Genomic DNA, 15,972 nt, shown 5'->3' on the forward strand with positions numbered 1-15,972 from the left:
ATGCGGCGGTCAGGGCGCCAGGTGTGACGCGAACACGTTCGCCACAGTGTTCCATCGAAAGTCCCGCAGTAAGCATTCCAGGCGCGACTGCATGCGGGTCAGATTCAGGTAGTGGCGGAAGCGGGTCTTGAACGAAATGCCGCGTTGCCGCGGCTGGTGCGGGTCGATTTCCCACGGATGAAAGTAGAAGATGCCAGGTTGCCCGTCCTTCTGATTGACGTGGCGCATGCCCCAGCGCCACAGGACATAGGGCAGCAGACGGAAGTATCCGCCACCGCCGCAAGGCAGGTTTCGTCCCGCGATGTGCACGGTCGTAACGGGAATCTCAAGTAAGGCCGGCGCGTTCTTGGGTCGGAAGGCAAAACGCGGCGCATCCGGCATGCCGTAAAGGTCGTGACGTACCGGATAGATGCTCGAACTGTAGGCGAAGCCGCTGTCCTGCAACACCTTGAGCGCCCAGAGATTGCCGGCACCAATGGAGTAACTGGCGGCACGGTAACCCAGAACTTCCATTCCGCCGATGTCTTCCAGCAGCGCCTTGCAACGCCGCACATCGTCACGGAACTCGGCTGGATTCTGCTCGGTGACACGAACATGCGCCATTCCGTGGCAAGCCAGTTCGTGCCCCCCGGCGACGATGGCGCGCACCAATTGGGGGAATTGCTGCGCCACCCAGCCCAGGGTGAAAAAGGTGGCCTTCACCCCATGGTCTGCAAACAGGTCCAAGATCTTGTGGGTGTTGTCTTCCACCCGCGCGGGAAGTCGGCTCCAGTCTTCCCTGCTGATATGCCGTTCAAACGCGGATACCTGGAAATAGTCCTCCACATCGACGGTCAGCGCGTTCACCATCTGGGCAGCGCTGCTCGTCACGGCTCAGGCTCCCTCCTCGTCCTGGGCCTCGCTGTAGACTTCGTCCATGTCCAACTGCAGCAATATCGCCTTGCGCAGCAAGGCACGTTCCCTGCCAATGGTCCGGCGCATGCCGGCTACGGCGCTCTCCAGGTATTGCAACCGGTCCTCCACATTGCCGCCAACGGGCGGTGTAAAGGGAGCATCGGCCCGGTGGGCAATGACGCCAGGCCCGTGATTGGCGCCCGGGCCTTGCTCGATACGCATCTCCGGCGCGCCATGGTGAGCATCCTGTTCCATTTCGTTGATGACCACCTGCACTTCCTCGCCACTGAATTCGTGCAGTTCCTCCAGGAATCCATACAACAACAGGCGGTCGCAGAGGCTGTTGATAATGCGGGGTATGCCACCGGTGTAGCGAAATATTTCCTGATGCGCGCTATCGTGGAACTTGGGGTCGTTGTTCCATCCGGATGTGTTGAGTCGGTGCAGGATGTACTCGCGGCTCTCCTCCTCTTCGAGAGGGCGCAGATGGTAGGTCGCGATGATACGCTGGCGCACCTGCTCGAGGTTCTCGGCTTGCAAGGTGGCGCGTAGTTCATCCTGACCCAGCATGAAAACCTGGAAGATGGATTTGCCTTCGAGCTCAAAGTTGAGGAGCATCCGCAACTCTTCCATGGACTGCAAGGGAAGATTCTGTGCCTCGTCCACCACCAGCAGCACGCGCTTGCCTTCCTTGGCCTTAAGCTTGAAGAAATTCTCCAGGTTCTTCAACAACACGGCCTTGGCGTCGCCGTCATAGGAGAGTCCGAAGGTGGCGGCAATGATGCGCAACGTGTCCTCAGCGCCCACCTGCGACGTCACCATGAGGCCGGCGACAATTTCCGCGCCACGGATGTTCTCGAACAGTTCCTTGACCAGCATCGTCTTTCCGGTGCCCGGCGCGCCGGTCACCACGATGAAACCCTCACCCTGGGCCAAGCCGTAGCGAAGGTAAGCCAGAGCGCGCTTGTGCACGGCACTGTGAAAGAAGAATTCAGGGTCTGGATTGAGCTGGAATGGTTTTTTCTTGAGATTGTAAAAGGCGTCGTACATGGGAAGCCCAGTTTGGCGTTCAGGTTCGAGTCAGAGGCGTCAATTTCCGACGGCAGTATCGCGCAAAACCCGCATGCAGTCCGGCTCAGTCTTCACCGAGTTCGGGCTGGTAGAGGCCGTAGCCGAAGGCGAGGGACACATCCTCATCCTCAGCGCTCTGCGCTTGCGTGGCCTTGTTCAGAACGCAACCCACCACGTTGCAGAATTCCAGTTTTGCGAGAGCTTCACGGACTACGATTTGAGGTGTCATCTCGACCTCGACGACCACCAGCACCTGTCCAACTTGCATCGCCAGGCTGGCCGTCTCCGCCACATCGAGCAGGGGCGGGGCGTCGAAAATAACCAGCAGTCCTGGATGCAACTTGGCAAGTTCCTTGGCAAACTTCATGATCGCAGAACTGCTCAAAAGCCCATAGCCCTTCTGTTTCGACTGGCCGGCAGGCAGAATTCGCAGGCCCGGCCGATCCGTGTTGCGTATCAGGTCCTGAAGGCGCTGATTCTTGCTCTCCAACAACTCGCTGAGTCCGCTCTGGTCAGCCAATCCAACCAAGCGGCTAAGGGAAGACTTCTCGGTGTCGGTGTCCACCAGCAGGACTTTCGCCGCTGGGTCAGCCAGAGTTAGGCTTAAGGCAAGATTGAGGGCGGTGAAGGTTTTTCCCTCGCCGGCGCGGCTACTGGTCACCAGCAGCAAATTGCCTCTTTGGATACCGGCGCGACTGCCGGAGAATGCGTTTGCGAGCACGGGCCGAGAAACGCGCTCGAAGGTACCGAATAGAGGGCTGTCCATGGCACTGACATAGCCGTGGCTATTCAGTACTTCCCAGTCCAGGGCATGGATCGGCCCCTCCGTCGGTGACTCCTCGATCGGTGTTTCCCGGGCCGCGGTTGAGTGCTCTTCTGCCGGGGGGCTCTCTTCAACAACCTCTGGTTGCGGGCTTGGAGTGGCTAGGCCAGCTTCGTCCTCGGACACCGAAGGTACAGCATCATGGGCAACCGTATCCTGGACCTCCACTTCAGGCGCCTGTGGTGCGCCTGCGTGCTGATCATCCTCGGCGACCGCATCGTCGTCGGTACGACCCAGAGCTTTATCAAGCGCTTTTTCGATGATGCTCACGGAAGCCCCCAATCAAGCAGCCATGTGATGCAGGTTGACCCCGCTGCGCTCAAGCATGACCACAATAACGAACACCACGCCCAAGCTTGCCAGGGCGGCGGCAAATGCGATGCGCGACAGTCGGTGTGTCCGCTGGTATGCCGGACAATCCATAACCCTGACACTTCCCAGCACCGGTAAGCCCGTCACCTTCTGTAATTCGTGTGCGGTGGTCAAAGTCGGGCGCAGCAGATTCACGATGATCGCCAGCACCACGGTGATTGCGAGTGCGCTGAGCAGCACCAGGGTGTGCAACAACGTGCGATCAGGGCTGAAAGGAGCTGTCGGCTCTACCGGTGGCTCTGCGACTTCGAATAGCTTGGGGTGCGCCTGTATCGCCTGATCCAGCGCGGTTTTCAGTTCTTCCCTGCGCTTCTGGGCAGTTTCCAGTTCCGACTTGACCACCTGCAAGCGCGGATCCGGAGGGTCCTGGGCCGCTTGAGGCGCCCCTCGACTCTGGGATAGTTCAATGCTCCGGGCCTCCAGATCAGCGATCTTCTGCTCCAATACACCAAGTTCGCCGGATGCCCTGTAATCCAGCATGGATTTCGCGACCTCGGACATGCCGGTCAAGGCGTACGTCAATAGTTGTGCCGCGGACTTGGGGTCCGTACGAACCATGGAAACCACGAAAATATCGTCAGCCCCACCTTCCATATTGAGGGAATCCTTGATTTCATCGAACAAGGCTTCGTCAAATTCTCCGGATTTGCCGTCAGCGCTGGATGCCTCAGCGATGCGATGGATGGACTGGGTGCTAAGAAATAGTTCGATCAGGAGCGCATTGCGGGTCTCTGTGTCAACCTCGATACGCCGCTCCGCCAGAATCGGGGCGACTACCGTCGCCGCATCGATCTTCACCCTGGCCTCGGCACGGTATTGGTCGGGCATTTGGGATACCAGAGCCCAGCCGCCTAGGCAGAGCAGCCAAACTATGCTGACGGAAAGCCATTTGTAACGGCGGGCACTTCGGAGCTGGGACAAAAACACCATGATCAGTCCATTCAGTGTTAAAACGAACGCGTAGACGAAACGCAGTCGTGCGCTAGTGTAGCATCAACCGTAACCGGGCGTCCTAACCGCCAAATTCACGGACAAAGCCTTCAATTCGCTGCACACCCGTCTCAAGACGCTCCATCGACGTGGTATAGGCGAAGCGCAGGAACCGTTCGGGTTGATTGACGCCGAAGTCTTTTCCCGGGGTGACAGCCACCCCGACAGTCTCCAGCAGGCGCCACGCGAAATCAAAACTGTCATCGGTGAAGCGGCTGCAATCAGCATACACGTAAAATGCCCCCTCTGGCAGGGTGGGCAGACTGAAACCCAGGTCAAGCAGAGCGTTAACCAGGAAGTCCCGGCGGCTTCTGAAGACTTCCCGACGCCGCTGCAACTCCTCGCCGTTTGCCGGTGAAAAGGCCGCCAAGGCGGCCAGCTGCGAGTGCGTCGGAGCGGCGATGAAGATGTTTTGAGCGATACGCTGCGCCAGTTCGGCATAACCCTCCGGCACGACGGCCCAGCCCAGCCGCCAGCCTGTCATGCCATAGTATTTTGAGAAGCTGTTGACCACGAAAGCCTGCGGGGAGAACTCGAACGCCGAGTGCGAGCGGGTTCCGTACTCCAGCCCCTGATAGATTTCATCCACCACCAGAAAGCCGTCGCGCGCATTTGCCAGTTCCACCAATTCCGCCAGGTGGCCTTTTGGCATGACGGCTCCTGTCGGGTTGGCTGGCGATGCGAGCAAGAGGCCGCGCGTCCTTGGCCCCCATTGCGAGCCTGCTATGGCCGCCGTCAGGTGAAAGCCATCCTCTGGCCCAACGGAAACCTGACGCACGCATCCGCCCAGAATCCGCACGAAGTTGGCATAGCAGGGATAGCCAGGGTCCTCCAGGAGCACCTCATCACCATGCTCGACCAGTGCCGACAGAAGCAGAAGCAATGCACCGCTCGCGCCGGGCGTCACGATGATCCTGTCACAATCCAGGCTGACTCCGCACCGCTCGCGGTAATGCAGGGCAATAGCCTCGCGCAACTCAGGAAGCCCCGCCGCAGTCGTATAGTGGATCTTATCGGTGCGAAGAGCTTCGATTCCCGCTTCGACGACGCAGGGTGGTGTCGGAAAATCAGGTTCCCCAATTTCCATGTGCACAACGTCGCGACCGGCACGCTCCATCGCCTTGGCCCGCGCCAAAAGTTCCATGACATAAAATGGGCTCAGCGATTCGAGGCGGGGCAAGGTTTTCCGGGGAATCAAATTCTTGGACATTCGTTTCAGGGCTTATTGCTTTGATGCCGCAGGCCTTCAGACGAGCGTGCGGCTTGCAGATATTATGGCTTTCTGCTAGAAATAGCCGATTTACCGATCCTGTTCAGGAGTTAATGGATGCCCAGCGTCAAAGCCAACGAGCAACACGTCACGCCATTCAGCTTCGCGCCTTACCAGCCCACGGAAGGCGAGGAATACATGAATGACGCACAGGTCGAACATTTTCGCCGCATTCTACAGAATTGGAAGGCGGAGCTCATGCGTGAAGTTGACCGTACCGTACACCACATGCAGGATGAAGCCGCGAACTTCCCCGACCCTAACGATCGCGCCACGCAGGAATCGGAATTCAGTCTTGAGCTTCGCACCCGCGACCGGGAGCGTAAGCTGATCAAGAAGATCGAGGAAGCCCTGGAGAATCTGGAACGGGGCGATTACGGCTACTGTGAAACCTGCGGTATCGAGATCGGCCTGCGCCGCCTCGAGGCAAGGCCGACCGCCACACAGTGCATCGACTGCAAGACCTTGGACGAGATCCGCGAGAAACAGATCGGCTGAACCTGCCTGCCTTCGTCGCGGCTTTGGATCCGGCAAGAAAGGCTTCCAACGCACACGACCTACCTTATCGCGGCCGGTTCGCACCCTCGCCGACCGGTCCGCTGCACCTGGGATCGCTCTTCACTGCCCTCGCCAGTTATCTGCAAGCCCGCGCTCATGGCGGCGCTTGGCTGATACGGATTGATGACGTCGATTGCGCGCGCAGCGTGCCCGGCGCCGCCGACGCCATCCTGACCACCCTGGAACGCTTTTCACTGTTCTGGGACGGCGCGGCCGTTTACCAGAGCCAGCGGACCGCGCACTATCAATCCGCGGTCGAGCGCCTGTCCGCCCAAGGCAGGCTGTATGCCTGTACCTGCACCCGCAAGAACCTGGTTCAGTGGCCGCGCTACCCGGGGCTATGCCGTGGCCGCCCGAACCCCACGGCCATGCCCCATGCCCTGCGACTGATCACCGAGGGTGAGGTCGTGACCGTGCTGGATGGTTTACAAGGCGCCTACAGTCAGGACTTTGACCGGGAGGTAGGTGATTTCATCGTCTGGCGCAGTGACGGCATCCACGCCTACCATCTCGCAACCGTGGTGGATGATGCCGAGGCGGGCATAACGGAAGTAGTTCGCGGGGTCGACCTGCTGGAGTCAACTCCGCGCCAAGTGTTGCTTCAACGCGCCCTGAACTTTCACACACCGGCCTACCTGCATTTGCCCGTCTTGGTCGATAAAGCCGGGATCAAGCTGAGCAAACAGACGGGGGCGGCCCCCGTCGATTTACGGAAACCCGGCGAGCTGCTGTATTCGCTCCTGCCCCTGCTTGGATTTTCGCCCCCGTCTGAGTTGAGCGATGCACCCGCCGACGACCTTGTGAACTGGGCGGTGGCGGGCTGGGATCAGGGCCGCTTACACGGCAAGGCTATTGAGATCGGCTAGTTGACGGGCGGATTCGATCGGCGGCAGACATGTTCCGCCCTTGCACAGATAGGCAACAGGATGGCCGGGGTAGCCACGCTCCGCCAATAGCCCTGGCAAGTCGGCCGCATCGGGGGGAATGAGAAAACACAGCAGTTCGCCCCCCAGCGCCTTCTCAGCTGCACTACGCCAGACGGCACCTTCCGCCAGGTCCGCTCGGATGACCAGCAAGGGCGGCGGATTGAACCAATCCTCCAGTGCCATCATCAAGCTCGCATGGGCCTGGGGGTACTGACTCATTCTGGAACATGCGGCCTTAAAAACCCGCTCGGCCGCATCCACGTAGCGCATCTCCCCCAACAGATGGCCAAGGCGCGCCAGCGCCAGTGCCGCAATTCCATTCCCCGAGGGGGTGGCCTCGTCCTCCATGGGGCTTGGACGGTGTATTAGCGCTTCGTGATCGTCAGCGGTGAAGTAAAAGCCGCCGCTCTCCTGGTTCTGGAAACGCGCAAGCAAGGCGTTCGCCAATTGTATGATCCATAGAAGATCCGAGCTTCTCCAACGGGTCTGCAATAGTTCCAACCCAGCATCCAGCAGGAAGGCGTGGTCATCCAGGTAAGCCTGATGACGAGCGACGCCATCCTTATAGGTGGCCAGCAAACGATCATCGCGCCACAGACGCTCATGGAGGAAATCGAATGCCTGTTGTCCGGATGCGATGAAGTCTTCGCGTTGTAGCGTTCGACCGGCCACCAGCATGCCTTTGATCATCAGGGCGTTCCAGGCGGCAAGCACCTTGTCGTCGAGGCCTGGGCGCACCCGCTCCGCGCGCGCCTCCAGCAGTTTGCTACGGGCTAAGACCAGCAAGTCTTGAATCCGCTCCCGAGGCTGCCGCAGCCGTTCGGCCACGACCTCCAGACCCATCTCTGCGTGCAGGTGCCAGCATCCCTCGAAATTGGGCGTCTCGTTCAGGCCGAAGTAGAGGGCCGCGACCGAGTATTCCTCGGGCGTCAGCAGCGCTTTGACTGCGCTCCTGTCCCAAACGTAGAACTTGCCCTCCACCCCTTCCGAGTCGGCGTCCAGGCTGGAATAGTAGCCACCCTCCGGGGCCTGCATTTCCCGCATGACCCATGCGCCGGTTTCCGCAGCGACTCGCCGCAGGTTCTCTGAATCCAGTAAGCGCGAAGCCTTGGCATACAGTGAGAGCAGGCCTGCATTGTCGTAAAGCATCTTCTCGAAATGCGGAATCAGCCATTCCGAATCCACGGCATAGCGGCAAAAGCCACCTCCAAGATGATCGTAGATGCCGCCAGCCGCCATCTTTTCCAGGGTCAGGCTCAGCATCGAGCGTGCGCTGACCGACCGGCCTGCCTGCCGCGAAAGAAATTCCAGGGTCGAGGGATGCGGGAACTTGGGCGCACCACCAAAGCCGCCGTTCACACGATCGAAACTGACTTCGCATGCCCGCAGCAGCTTTCCCGGCAGCGCGACGTCCAAGTCCGTTTGCCCGGTTCGTCCCTCTTCCCGCGCCAGTTGCTGCAACGCTTCGCGGAATGCAACGCCGTTATTGCTCACGGCCTCGCTTTGCTCCGTGTAGTAACGGGACACCTGCTGCAGCAGAGATGCAAAGGCGGGCAAGTTGTAGCGCGCTTCCTTAGGGAAATAGGTGCCGCTGAAAAACGGTGTCTGGTCGTGGGGGTTCAAAAACACTGTCAGAGGCCAACCGCCGGAACGGCGCGTCAGCAACTGGTGTGACAACTGGTAGATCTTGTCCAGGTCCGGCCTTTCCTCTCTATCCACCTTGATATTGACGAACAATTCGTTCATGACGGCCGCAGTCTTCCCATCTTCGAAGGATTCATGCGCCATCACATGGCACCAATGACAGGCCGAATAACCGATGGACAGAAGGACCGGCTTGTTCTCTTGTTTGGCCAAAGCAAGGGCTTCATCGCCCCAGGGAAACCAATCCACGGGATTATTGGCATGCTGGCGCAAGTACGGGCTGGTTTCCTTGGCCAGGCGGTTGCTCGGGGCGATTTGCGTCATACTGTTGTCCGCAGGAGCACTTTATGTGCGGGTATCATAACAAGCCTGGAATGCCGCAATTCGCAACACTGCCTTTCCTCTCAGTCGCCTCGCCGTTCGCATGCAAACCACCACTGTCGATTTTCTTGCCGTGGACTCCTCGACCCAGGTGCGCTATCAGATAGCCTGCCCTAAAACTAGGCCGGCCCAGGGAAGCGTTCTGTTGCTGCAGGGGAGAGGCGACTGCCTGGAACTCTATGCGGAAGTCACGCAGGAGCTTACTGGACGTGGATTCTCGGTCTATGCCTTTGACTGGCGCGGCCAGGGACTCTCCACCCGTCCCCTGGCAGACCACCTGGCGTCCCACGTGAGCAGTTTTGAAGACTATCTGAACGACCTGCACCAGTTCGTCACCCGGATCTGGCAGCCAGACACGAGGCACCGCCTCATCCTCGGCCAGTCCATGGGTGCGCATCTGGCGTTGCGCTATCTTGCGGAACACAATCTGGACGTGTCAGGCGCCCTGCTCTGCGCTCCCATGATCGGGGTAAAGACCCGGCGTTGGTCCGCGGCGCTCGCGCCCATCATCATGGAAGGCATGGCAGGACTGGGCTTGACGGAAGCCTGCATTCCGGGAAACCGCTCGTACCGGCCCTCGGAGCGAAAATTCGAGGACAACCCTCTGACCAGTGACGAACGGCGCTTCCATTTACGCGCCGATGCAGTACGGCAGATTCCCGATCTGGATGTGGATGGGCCCACGTTCGGTTGGATGGATGCCGCCTTACGATCGGCGGCGATCCTGAACGCTGAAGGCTATGTGGAAGGTATCACGACCCCGGTGGTCATCTTGGTGGGCGACAGCGATGTTGTCGTCGATCTTGAGTCCCTGCGTGCCATGGCTAAAAGGCTTCGTAACTGCCGCTTTCTGATGCTGGAGGGCGCCAAGCACGAAGTCATGATGGAAACCGACACGGTACGCGCCCTGTTCTGGCAGGCGTTCGATCGCATGGCAGAGCCTTCAGCCTCAGGTGCCTGAAGCGTTCCAGGCCAGCCCGAACTCAATCGGTTTCCAGGGAAATGATGCGTCCTTTACTGTCAAAGCGGAGAGTGGTGTAGCGGCTTTCGCGGCAGCGCGCCAGCGCGTCGCGAGGCAGCTGGAATTCCTGGCAAAGATCCTCGATGCCTATGCAAGCAGGCTCCTGCTTCCCTGTCCGCAAGCGGCGGCGGATCGAATTGTAGGATAACCAGATTGCCCAGAGCAGACTCAGCGCGGCGATGGTCTGGAGATATATGTCCAGCATGCGTTGGAGTTGCAGATAACCCCCAGCAAAGTTGACCCACTGGGAGCACACATCGTTATCCACCAGCCAACAACTGAGGGTCACGAGAGGAAAAAAGATATAGCTCCAGAGCAGCCACCCGGTCACCGCCAGGAGCGCCGCCACCAGGCGCTGCTGAAAGGTCTGTAAATCGGGCGCGTTAATGACGAGTTCGGTCACGGTTCAAGATTCCTCTGTCCAGGGTCACCCATACTGCACGCTGTCCCCGCTCCTTGGACACAGCCTTGAGAAAACCGACGACGGTGGTGATGACATTGTTGAGCCAGTAGATCAGCGGGTACCAGATCATCCAGTAGTAATAGCGGCTGACACCCCCGTGGCGCCGTTCGAAACGGGAGTCAATGGCCAGGCTGACCCCAAACTGGGTCAGGCAGGTGATACTCAGCAGCATGCCCGACCATCCCGCCATCAAACTCGACGCCACCAATGGCTCGCGTTCACTCAGCAACTCCATGAGCGCCACAACCAGCATGCCGGCCATGAGGTAGGACCAGATGATGCTAACCAGGCACTCCATAAATATGGGCCACATGCGCCGGGCGGACCACCTACAGACTGGCCGCGCGTAGCGAAGCAGGACTTCCGCGCCGCCCTGAGACCAGCGCAGTCGCTGCTTCCAAAGGCCGTTGAGGGTTTCCGGCATCAATACCCAGCACAGGGCATTCTGTTCGAAGCGGATGTCCCATCCTCGGATCTGGAGCTTCCAACTGATGTCGATATCCTCGGTCACCATGTCATTGCTCCAGTAGCCGACCTGGTGCAGGGCGGACTTGCGAAAGGCCGCAATGACACCGGAAACCGTGAATACCCGCCCATAAACCCGCTGTGCGCGCTTGATCAGCCCTACGATGGCAGAAAATTCGCCGACCTGGATCTTGCCCAGCAAGCTGGAACGGGTGCGGATGCGCGGATTTCCGGTCACCGCGCCTACCCGCGGATTATCCAGAAAATGCCGGACCATCCAGGCGCAGGCCTCCGGGGCGAGCAGAGCATCGCCGTCGATACAGACCAGGAATTCATGCCGCGCCAGCAGGGCGCCCGCTTTCAGAGCCATCGCCTTGCCCTGGTTGGTATGCAGATTGACCACGCGCACCCGTTCATGGCGTTTCGCCAGCGACCGCAGGATACTCAGGGTGCGGTCCCGGCTGCCATCATTGATGGCAAGGATCTCGAAATCCGGGTATTTCTGCTGCAGCAGAAATTCCACGGTCTCGCGGATGTTCTGGGCTTCGTTGAAGCAGGGGATGAGGATGGATACTGGCGGCAGGTCCGAGCGCCTCGGCATATCCTCGACCATGTCCCCATCGCGCCGCTCCCAGATGAGGTAAAACAGGATCGCACCGATCATCCAAACATAGGACATGACCAGCGGATAATAGAACACGAAACTGGATACGGCATCGCCGACCGCGGGCCAGGGCACCCGCTCCAGCCAGCCTTGGGCGTCTCGCATCCCCACATCCCGCCATGTGGCAAACATGTGCAGCCAGGCGCCCAGTTGATGGTGAAACGTGCTCAGCAAGACGAGCATGTGGTCTGTCATTGTCCGCTGCATGACGGTTCAGCGCTTGCCCGCGCAATCTTTGACGAGAGTCAACAGGCCGAGCATCAGATCCTCTGTTCCCCGCGACCAGAATACCCACGGTGGCGCTGATCGTATTCAGATCGCAAATTGAACGTGGAGAGCCTGGTCGATTGAGCTCTCGCTACACGGCTTGCGCCGCGACGGCAGGGCGTCTTGGCTTGAAACCCAGGGGCACAAACCAGATTGAAGGGACATCTCACCGAATTGAATCCAAAACAGGCACAGGCTTTTGTGCAAGTGCGTCAGTTTAGTTCATACCGACGAATCGACAAGGCCATGTACCCGCCTCACATCATCTGACGGAAGTGTGGACCGTAGCCGTTATTGAACCAGGGCGAGCAACACGCCTGCGGCCACGGCCGAACCGATGACCCCTGCCACATTGGGTCCCATGGCGTGCATCAGCAGGAAGTTGTGGGGGTTGCTTTCCTGACCGACCTTGTTCGCCACGCGTGCCGACATGGGCACGGCAGAAACGCCGGCCGCGCCGATGAGTGGATTTACCTTATGCTCGCTGAACCGGTTCATGATTTTGGCCATGATCACACCTGCGGCCGTCCCAAAACTGAAGGCTATGGCGCCGAGCACCAGGATGCCCAGAGTCTCTGGCCTCAGAAAGGCCTGGGCGCTGAGCTTGGAACCCACCGACAGGCCGAGGAAGATGGTGACGATATTGATCAGTTCGTTCTGGGATGTCTTGCTGAGACGCTCCACCACGCCACACTCGCGCATCAGATTGCCCAGACAGAACATCCCAACTAGAGGGGCAGCGGAGGGCAACAGCAGGGCCGCCAGCATCAATAGAATCAGCGGAAAGACGATTTTCTCCTGCCGGCCGACATGGCGCATCTGCTCCATTTCAATCAGGCGCTCCTCGGGGGTGGTCAGGGCCCGCATGATGGGCGGCTGAATCAGGGGTACCAAGGCCATATAGGAATAGGCTGCCACCGCAATGGCACCCAGGAGATCCGGCGCCAGCCGCGAAGCCACGTAAATTGCGGTGGGACCATCGGCACCCCCGATGATGGCGATGGCCGCGGCGTCGCGGAAGGTAAAATTGAGTCCTGGCACCGCATTGAGCGCCAGTGCACCCAGCAGAGTACCGAAGATACCGAACTGGGCGGCCGCTCCCAGAAGCAGGGTCTTCGGGTTGGCCAGCATGGGTCCGAAGTCAGTCATGGCACCGACGCCCATGAAGATCAGCAGAGGAAAGATGCCAGACTTGATGCCATAGTACAGATACGACAGCAGCCCTCCTTCCTCCGCAATGCCCGCCACAGGAATATTGCTCAAAACCGCTCCAAAACCGATGGGAAGCAGCAGCAGGGGCTCAAAGCCCTTGCGTACCGCCAAATAAATTAGCAGAAAGCCCACTCCCATCATCACCACCTGGCCCCACTGAAAATTGGACAGGCCAGTGCTCAGCCACAGATCCGCAAAACTGCCCATGGGTGCGCGCCCTTATCCCAGCTTGACCAGAACGTCGTTGGCGGCCACGGTGTCGCCAACCTTAACGCACACCTCCTGCACGGTCCCGGATCCGCGCACGCGGACCTCGGTCTCCATCTTCATGGCCTCCATGACCACAACCACCTGTCCCGCGTCGACGCCCTGCCCTTCCCTGACATTGATTCGGAGGATATGGCCCGCCATGGGCGCCTTGACATTCTCCGCCCCCATCGCGGCCAATGGCGCCGCCGCCGCACCCACCGGCATGAGCTGCGTGAGCGCACCGCCTGGGGCAACCTCTACCTGGTAATTGCGGCCATTGACTCGAACGACATAGGATTTGGCACCGTTGGCACTATCGCTTTCGGCCACGACCGCCGCACTCGGCCCCGAACCTGGGGCCGGCTCAAAGGCCTCTGGTTTTCCGCGATTCTGCAGAAATTTCAGACCGGTCTGCGCAAATAGCGCGTAAGTAAGGACGTCATCCACTGCCTGCTCGGCCAAGCGTAGGCCTTGTTCTAAGGCGAGTTTGTCCAACTCCGCAGTCAGCTTATCCAGCTCCGGCTCCAAGAGGTCAGCCGGACGGCAGGTGATGGGCTCGAAACTTCCCAGTACGCGGGCCTGCAATTCCGCATTGACGGGCGCGGGTGTGGCGCCGTATTCGCCTTTCAGAACGCCAGCCGTCTCCTTGGTGATGGTTTTGTAGCGTTCGCCGGCCAGCACATTGATGACGGCCTGACTGCCTACGATCTGAGACGTGGGCGTAACCAGGGGAATAAAGCCCAAATCTTCCCGTACCAGGGGAATTTCCTTCAGCACTTCATCCATGCGCTGCAAGGCGCCCTGCTCCTTGAGTTGACTCTCCATGTTGGTGAGCATGCCGCCTGGAACCTGGGCGACGAGAATGCGACTGTCGACGCCCCGCAGGGTACCCTCGAACTTTGCGTACTTCTTGCGCACTTCGCGAAAATAGGAGGCGATCTCTTCCAGCAGCGCGATATCCAGCCCGGTATCGCGACCAAGACCTTCGAAGATGGATACCACCGATTCGGTCGGGCTGTGGCCGTAGGTCATGCTCATGGAAGAAATGGCCGTATCGACGTTGTCGATGCCCGCTTCCACCGCCTTGACGATAGTCGCCGTGCTGAGGCCGGTGGTGGCGTGACACTGCATGTGGATCGGTACGCTCAGGGACGCCTTCAATCGGGAAATCAACTCCTCTGCGACATAGGGTTTTAGCAATCCGGCCATGTCCTTGATGGCGACGGAATGGACCCCCATATCTTCCAGGCGCTTGGCCAGATCCACCCACATGTCGATGGTATGGACCGGGCTTACGGTGTAGGAAATGGCCGCTTGAGCGTGCTTTCCGCACTCGATGGCGGCTTTAACGGCGCGCTGGAAATTGCGCACATCGTTCAGGGCATCGAAAATCCGGAACACATCGACGCCGTTTTCGGCGGCGCGTTCTATAAACTTGTCCACCAGGTCGTCAGCATAGTGACGGTATCCCAGCAGATTCTGGGCGCGCAGCAACATCTGTTGGGGTGTATTGGGCATGGCCTGCTTCAGGGTACGCAGCCGTTCCCACGGGTCTTCGCCCAGATAGCGAATGCAGGCATCGAAAGTCGCCCCGCCCCAACTTTCCATGGACCAGAAGCCCACTTGGTCCAGTTTGCCGCAGATGGGCAGCATATCCTCGATGCGTAGGCGGGTTGCCAGCAGAGACTGATGGGCGTCGCGCAGAACGACCTCGGTGATGCCGAGCCGATTGGCCATGAAGTTACTCCTTCGAGTGCTTTATTCGTTTTAGTTGTTTTGGTGCCGGTGGATGGCAGCGCTGATCACGGCGATCAGTTCGGACTCGGACTCAGGCTCGTGGCTCACGGGGTAGACAGTGCCCGGTTCCGGTACGGTTACGCTGAATTCCGGCGAAAACCGGTTTACCAGACGCGCCGTAAATCCGATGATCCAGACCAGTAGTGCCAGGAACAGAAACACAATGGTCATGCCGATCAGCATCAGGTTTAAGCCTGATAGAACCAGGTGGCTAATTGATGATTCCATGCGCAGTCTTTTGAATCGGTATGGAAAAAATATGCCGCATGATAGCCCGCAAGCGCTGGAAAGTCGACCGATGGCGGCGGCGCGCAAGGCGTCTGGCGCGCCGGCAAACGGATTGAACGGCCCTTCGGAAGACCTAGAAGATGACTATGGAGAAGATGGGAAATTTATTGTCTAATTCGGCGCATGCGTTTTCATCACACCCTTTCGACGCGAGAAGAACATGATCCTGACATTGAAAATTGTGGCTTTGTTATCTGTCCTGATCCTCATCATCGGCCTCATCAAGCCTAAATGGATACTCTTCTGGATGAAGCAGCCGGACCGTCTCACAGTCACTGCCCTGTGCATGGGACTGTTCATGGCTTCCTGGACCGGAATCGCCAAGCTAACGCTGAAACCCAAGGAGATCGGTGCAACTCAGGAGCGTTCACTGGATGAGCAGAATGAACTGCCCTTGACCAACCGTTGAAGCGCTGGCCCGGCAGTTGCTGAAAGCCAAGCCTCCCGAACCCCGGTTTTTCAGCCTACATAGGGATGACAAGCGCCAATTTACACGTTAAAATGCGCGCTTAACTGGAGAGATGTCCGAGTGGTTTAAGGAGCACGCCTGGAAAGTGTGTATACGTTAATAGCGTATCGAGGGTTCGAATCCCTCTCTCTCCGCCAGCTATTTAGGG

At 59.1% G+C, this 15,972-nt stretch carries 16 protein-coding genes and 1 tRNA gene; 6 read left to right on the forward strand and 11 right to left on the reverse strand.

Going from position 1 to position 15,972, the window contains the following annotated elements:
• Positions 1-9: 9 nt before the first annotated feature.
• From EK23_RS15100 to EK23_RS15120, 5 genes are all read right to left on the reverse strand, one after another.
• A complete protein-coding gene (locus tag EK23_RS15100; protein ID WP_235282093.1) occupies positions 10-870 on the reverse strand; it encodes an XrtA system polysaccharide deacetylase in 861 nt (286 codons plus the stop codon).
• 3 nt (positions 871-873) lie between these two features.
• Positions 874-1,944, reverse strand: a complete 1,071-nt coding sequence (locus EK23_RS15105; protein ID WP_045226225.1) for an XrtA/PEP-CTERM system-associated ATPase — start codon at positions 1,942-1,944, stop codon at positions 874-876.
• An 85-nt stretch (positions 1,945-2,029) separates the two neighbouring features.
• On the reverse strand, positions 2,030-3,058 hold the full coding sequence (locus tag EK23_RS21920) for an AAA family ATPase (protein WP_052808220.1): 1,029 nt from the start codon (positions 3,056-3,058) through the stop codon (positions 2,030-2,032).
• A gap of 12 nt (positions 3,059-3,070) precedes the next feature.
• Positions 3,071-3,988, reverse strand: a complete 918-nt coding sequence (locus EK23_RS15115; RefSeq protein ID WP_145998686.1) for a hypothetical protein — start codon at positions 3,986-3,988, stop codon at positions 3,071-3,073.
• A 184-nt stretch (positions 3,989-4,172) separates the two neighbouring features.
• Positions 4,173-5,360, reverse strand: coding sequence for an aminotransferase class I/II-fold pyridoxal phosphate-dependent enzyme (locus tag EK23_RS15120; protein ID WP_045226227.1), 1,188 nt, complete (start codon positions 5,358-5,360; stop codon positions 4,173-4,175).
• Between the two features lie 117 nt (positions 5,361-5,477).
• Here EK23_RS15120 and dksA point away from each other — a divergent pair, with 117 nt between their 5' ends.
• Positions 5,478-5,918 carry an RNA polymerase-binding protein DksA gene (gene dksA, locus EK23_RS15125; RefSeq protein WP_045226228.1) on the forward strand — a complete coding sequence of 147 codons (441 nt, stop codon included), beginning with the start codon at positions 5,478-5,480 and terminating at the stop codon, positions 5,916-5,918.
• A 23-nt stretch (positions 5,919-5,941) separates the two neighbouring features.
• Positions 5,942-6,844 (forward strand): tRNA glutamyl-Q(34) synthetase GluQRS, encoded by a 903-nt coding sequence (gene gluQRS / locus EK23_RS15130; RefSeq protein ID WP_045226229.1) that lies wholly within the window; start codon positions 5,942-5,944, stop codon positions 6,842-6,844.
• Here the strand turns inward: gluQRS and EK23_RS15135 are convergent.
• Positions 6,815-8,872: a thioredoxin domain-containing protein gene (locus tag EK23_RS15135; protein WP_045226230.1), complete on the reverse strand. Its 2,058-nt coding sequence runs from the start codon at positions 8,870-8,872 to the stop codon at positions 6,815-6,817. The genes gluQRS and EK23_RS15135 overlap by 30 nt on opposite strands.
• A 100-nt stretch (positions 8,873-8,972) precedes the next feature.
• Here EK23_RS15135 and EK23_RS21925 point away from each other — a divergent pair, with 100 nt between their 5' ends.
• Positions 8,973-9,890, forward strand: a complete 918-nt coding sequence (locus EK23_RS21925) for an alpha/beta fold hydrolase (RefSeq protein WP_052808221.1) — start codon at positions 8,973-8,975, stop codon at positions 9,888-9,890.
• Positions 9,891-9,912: 22 nt separating this feature from the next.
• Here the strand turns inward: EK23_RS21925 and pgaD are convergent, their stop codons facing one another.
• The 5 genes from pgaD to EK23_RS15165 all read right to left on the reverse strand — a co-directional run bounded on the left by pgaD (position 9,913) and on the right by EK23_RS15165 (position 15,295).
• Positions 9,913-10,353 carry a poly-beta-1,6-N-acetyl-D-glucosamine biosynthesis protein PgaD gene (gene pgaD, locus EK23_RS15145; RefSeq protein WP_045226231.1) on the reverse strand — a complete coding sequence of 147 codons (441 nt, stop codon included), beginning with the start codon at positions 10,351-10,353 and terminating at the stop codon, positions 9,913-9,915.
• Positions 10,334-11,725 carry a poly-beta-1,6-N-acetyl-D-glucosamine synthase gene (gene pgaC / locus EK23_RS15150; RefSeq protein WP_235282094.1) on the reverse strand — a complete coding sequence of 464 codons (1,392 nt, stop codon included), beginning with the start codon at positions 11,723-11,725 and terminating at the stop codon, positions 10,334-10,336. Before pgaC ends, pgaD begins: the two co-directional genes overlap by 20 nt.
• 375 nt (positions 11,726-12,100) lie before the next feature.
• Positions 12,101-13,228 (reverse strand): sodium ion-translocating decarboxylase subunit beta, encoded by a 1,128-nt coding sequence (locus EK23_RS15155; RefSeq protein ID WP_045226232.1) that lies wholly within the window; start codon positions 13,226-13,228, stop codon positions 12,101-12,103.
• A 12-nt stretch (positions 13,229-13,240) separates the two neighbouring features.
• Positions 13,241-15,007, reverse strand: a complete 1,767-nt coding sequence (oadA, locus tag EK23_RS15160) for a sodium-extruding oxaloacetate decarboxylase subunit alpha (protein WP_045226233.1) — start codon at positions 15,005-15,007, stop codon at positions 13,241-13,243.
• A gap of 30 nt (positions 15,008-15,037) precedes the next feature.
• Complete coding sequence (locus EK23_RS15165) at positions 15,038-15,295, reverse strand: OadG family protein (protein WP_045226234.1); 258 nt, start codon at positions 15,293-15,295, stop codon at positions 15,038-15,040.
• On the opposite strand from EK23_RS15165, the gene EK23_RS23690 reads away from it, so the two are divergent.
• The 3 genes from EK23_RS23690 (at position 15,294) to EK23_RS15175 (ending at position 15,961) form a co-directional block, all read left to right on the forward strand.
• A complete protein-coding gene (locus EK23_RS23690; protein WP_158002521.1) occupies positions 15,294-15,470 on the forward strand; it encodes a hypothetical protein in 177 nt (58 codons plus the stop codon). The genes EK23_RS15165 and EK23_RS23690 overlap by 2 nt on opposite strands.
• Before the next feature lie 45 nt (positions 15,471-15,515).
• Positions 15,516-15,764, forward strand: coding sequence for a hypothetical protein (locus EK23_RS15170; protein ID WP_045226235.1), 249 nt, complete (start codon positions 15,516-15,518; stop codon positions 15,762-15,764).
• A gap of 106 nt (positions 15,765-15,870) precedes the next feature.
• A tRNA-Ser gene (locus tag EK23_RS15175) sits at positions 15,871-15,961 on the forward strand.
• Positions 15,962-15,972 lie beyond the last annotated feature (11 nt).

The organism is Methyloterricola oryzae (assembly GCF_000934725.1).
GTDB classification, from domain to species: domain Bacteria; phylum Pseudomonadota; class Gammaproteobacteria; order Methylococcales; family Methylococcaceae; genus Methyloterricola; species Methyloterricola oryzae.

Bases quoted from the DNA above. Each gene is read 5' to 3' on its own strand.
- EK23_RS15120 (WP_045226227.1), bottom strand. From the start codon at position 5,360: ATGTCCAAGAATTTGATTCCCCGGAAAACCTTGCCCCGCCTCGAATCG.
- oadA (WP_045226233.1), bottom strand. From the start codon at position 15,007: ATGGCCAATCGGCTCGGCATCACCGAGGTCGTTCTGCGCGACGCCCAT.
- EK23_RS15170 (WP_045226235.1), top strand. From the start codon at position 15,516: ATGATCCTGACATTGAAAATTGTGGCTTTGTTATCTGTCCTGATCCTC.
- dksA (WP_045226228.1), top strand. From the start codon at position 5,478: ATGCCCAGCGTCAAAGCCAACGAGCAACACGTCACGCCATTCAGCTTC.
- EK23_RS15105 (WP_045226225.1), bottom strand. From the start codon at position 1,944: ATGTACGACGCCTTTTACAATCTCAAGAAAAAACCATTCCAGCTCAAT.
- EK23_RS23690 (WP_158002521.1), top strand. From the start codon at position 15,294: ATGCGCAGTCTTTTGAATCGGTATGGAAAAAATATGCCGCATGATAGC.
- EK23_RS15115 (WP_145998686.1), bottom strand. From the start codon at position 3,988: ATGCCCGACCAATACCGTGCCGAGGCCAGGGTGAAGATCGATGCGGCG.
- pgaC (WP_235282094.1), bottom strand. From the start codon at position 11,725: ATGCTCGTCTTGCTGAGCACGTTTCACCATCAACTGGGCGCCTGGCTG.
- EK23_RS15135 (WP_045226230.1), bottom strand. From the start codon at position 8,872: ATGACGCAAATCGCCCCGAGCAACCGCCTGGCCAAGGAAACCAGCCCG.
- EK23_RS15155 (WP_045226232.1), bottom strand. From the start codon at position 13,228: ATGGGCAGTTTTGCGGATCTGTGGCTGAGCACTGGCCTGTCCAATTTT.
- EK23_RS21925 (WP_052808221.1), top strand. From the start codon at position 8,973: ATGCAAACCACCACTGTCGATTTTCTTGCCGTGGACTCCTCGACCCAG.
- EK23_RS15165 (WP_045226234.1), bottom strand. From the start codon at position 15,295: ATGGAATCATCAATTAGCCACCTGGTTCTATCAGGCTTAAACCTGATG.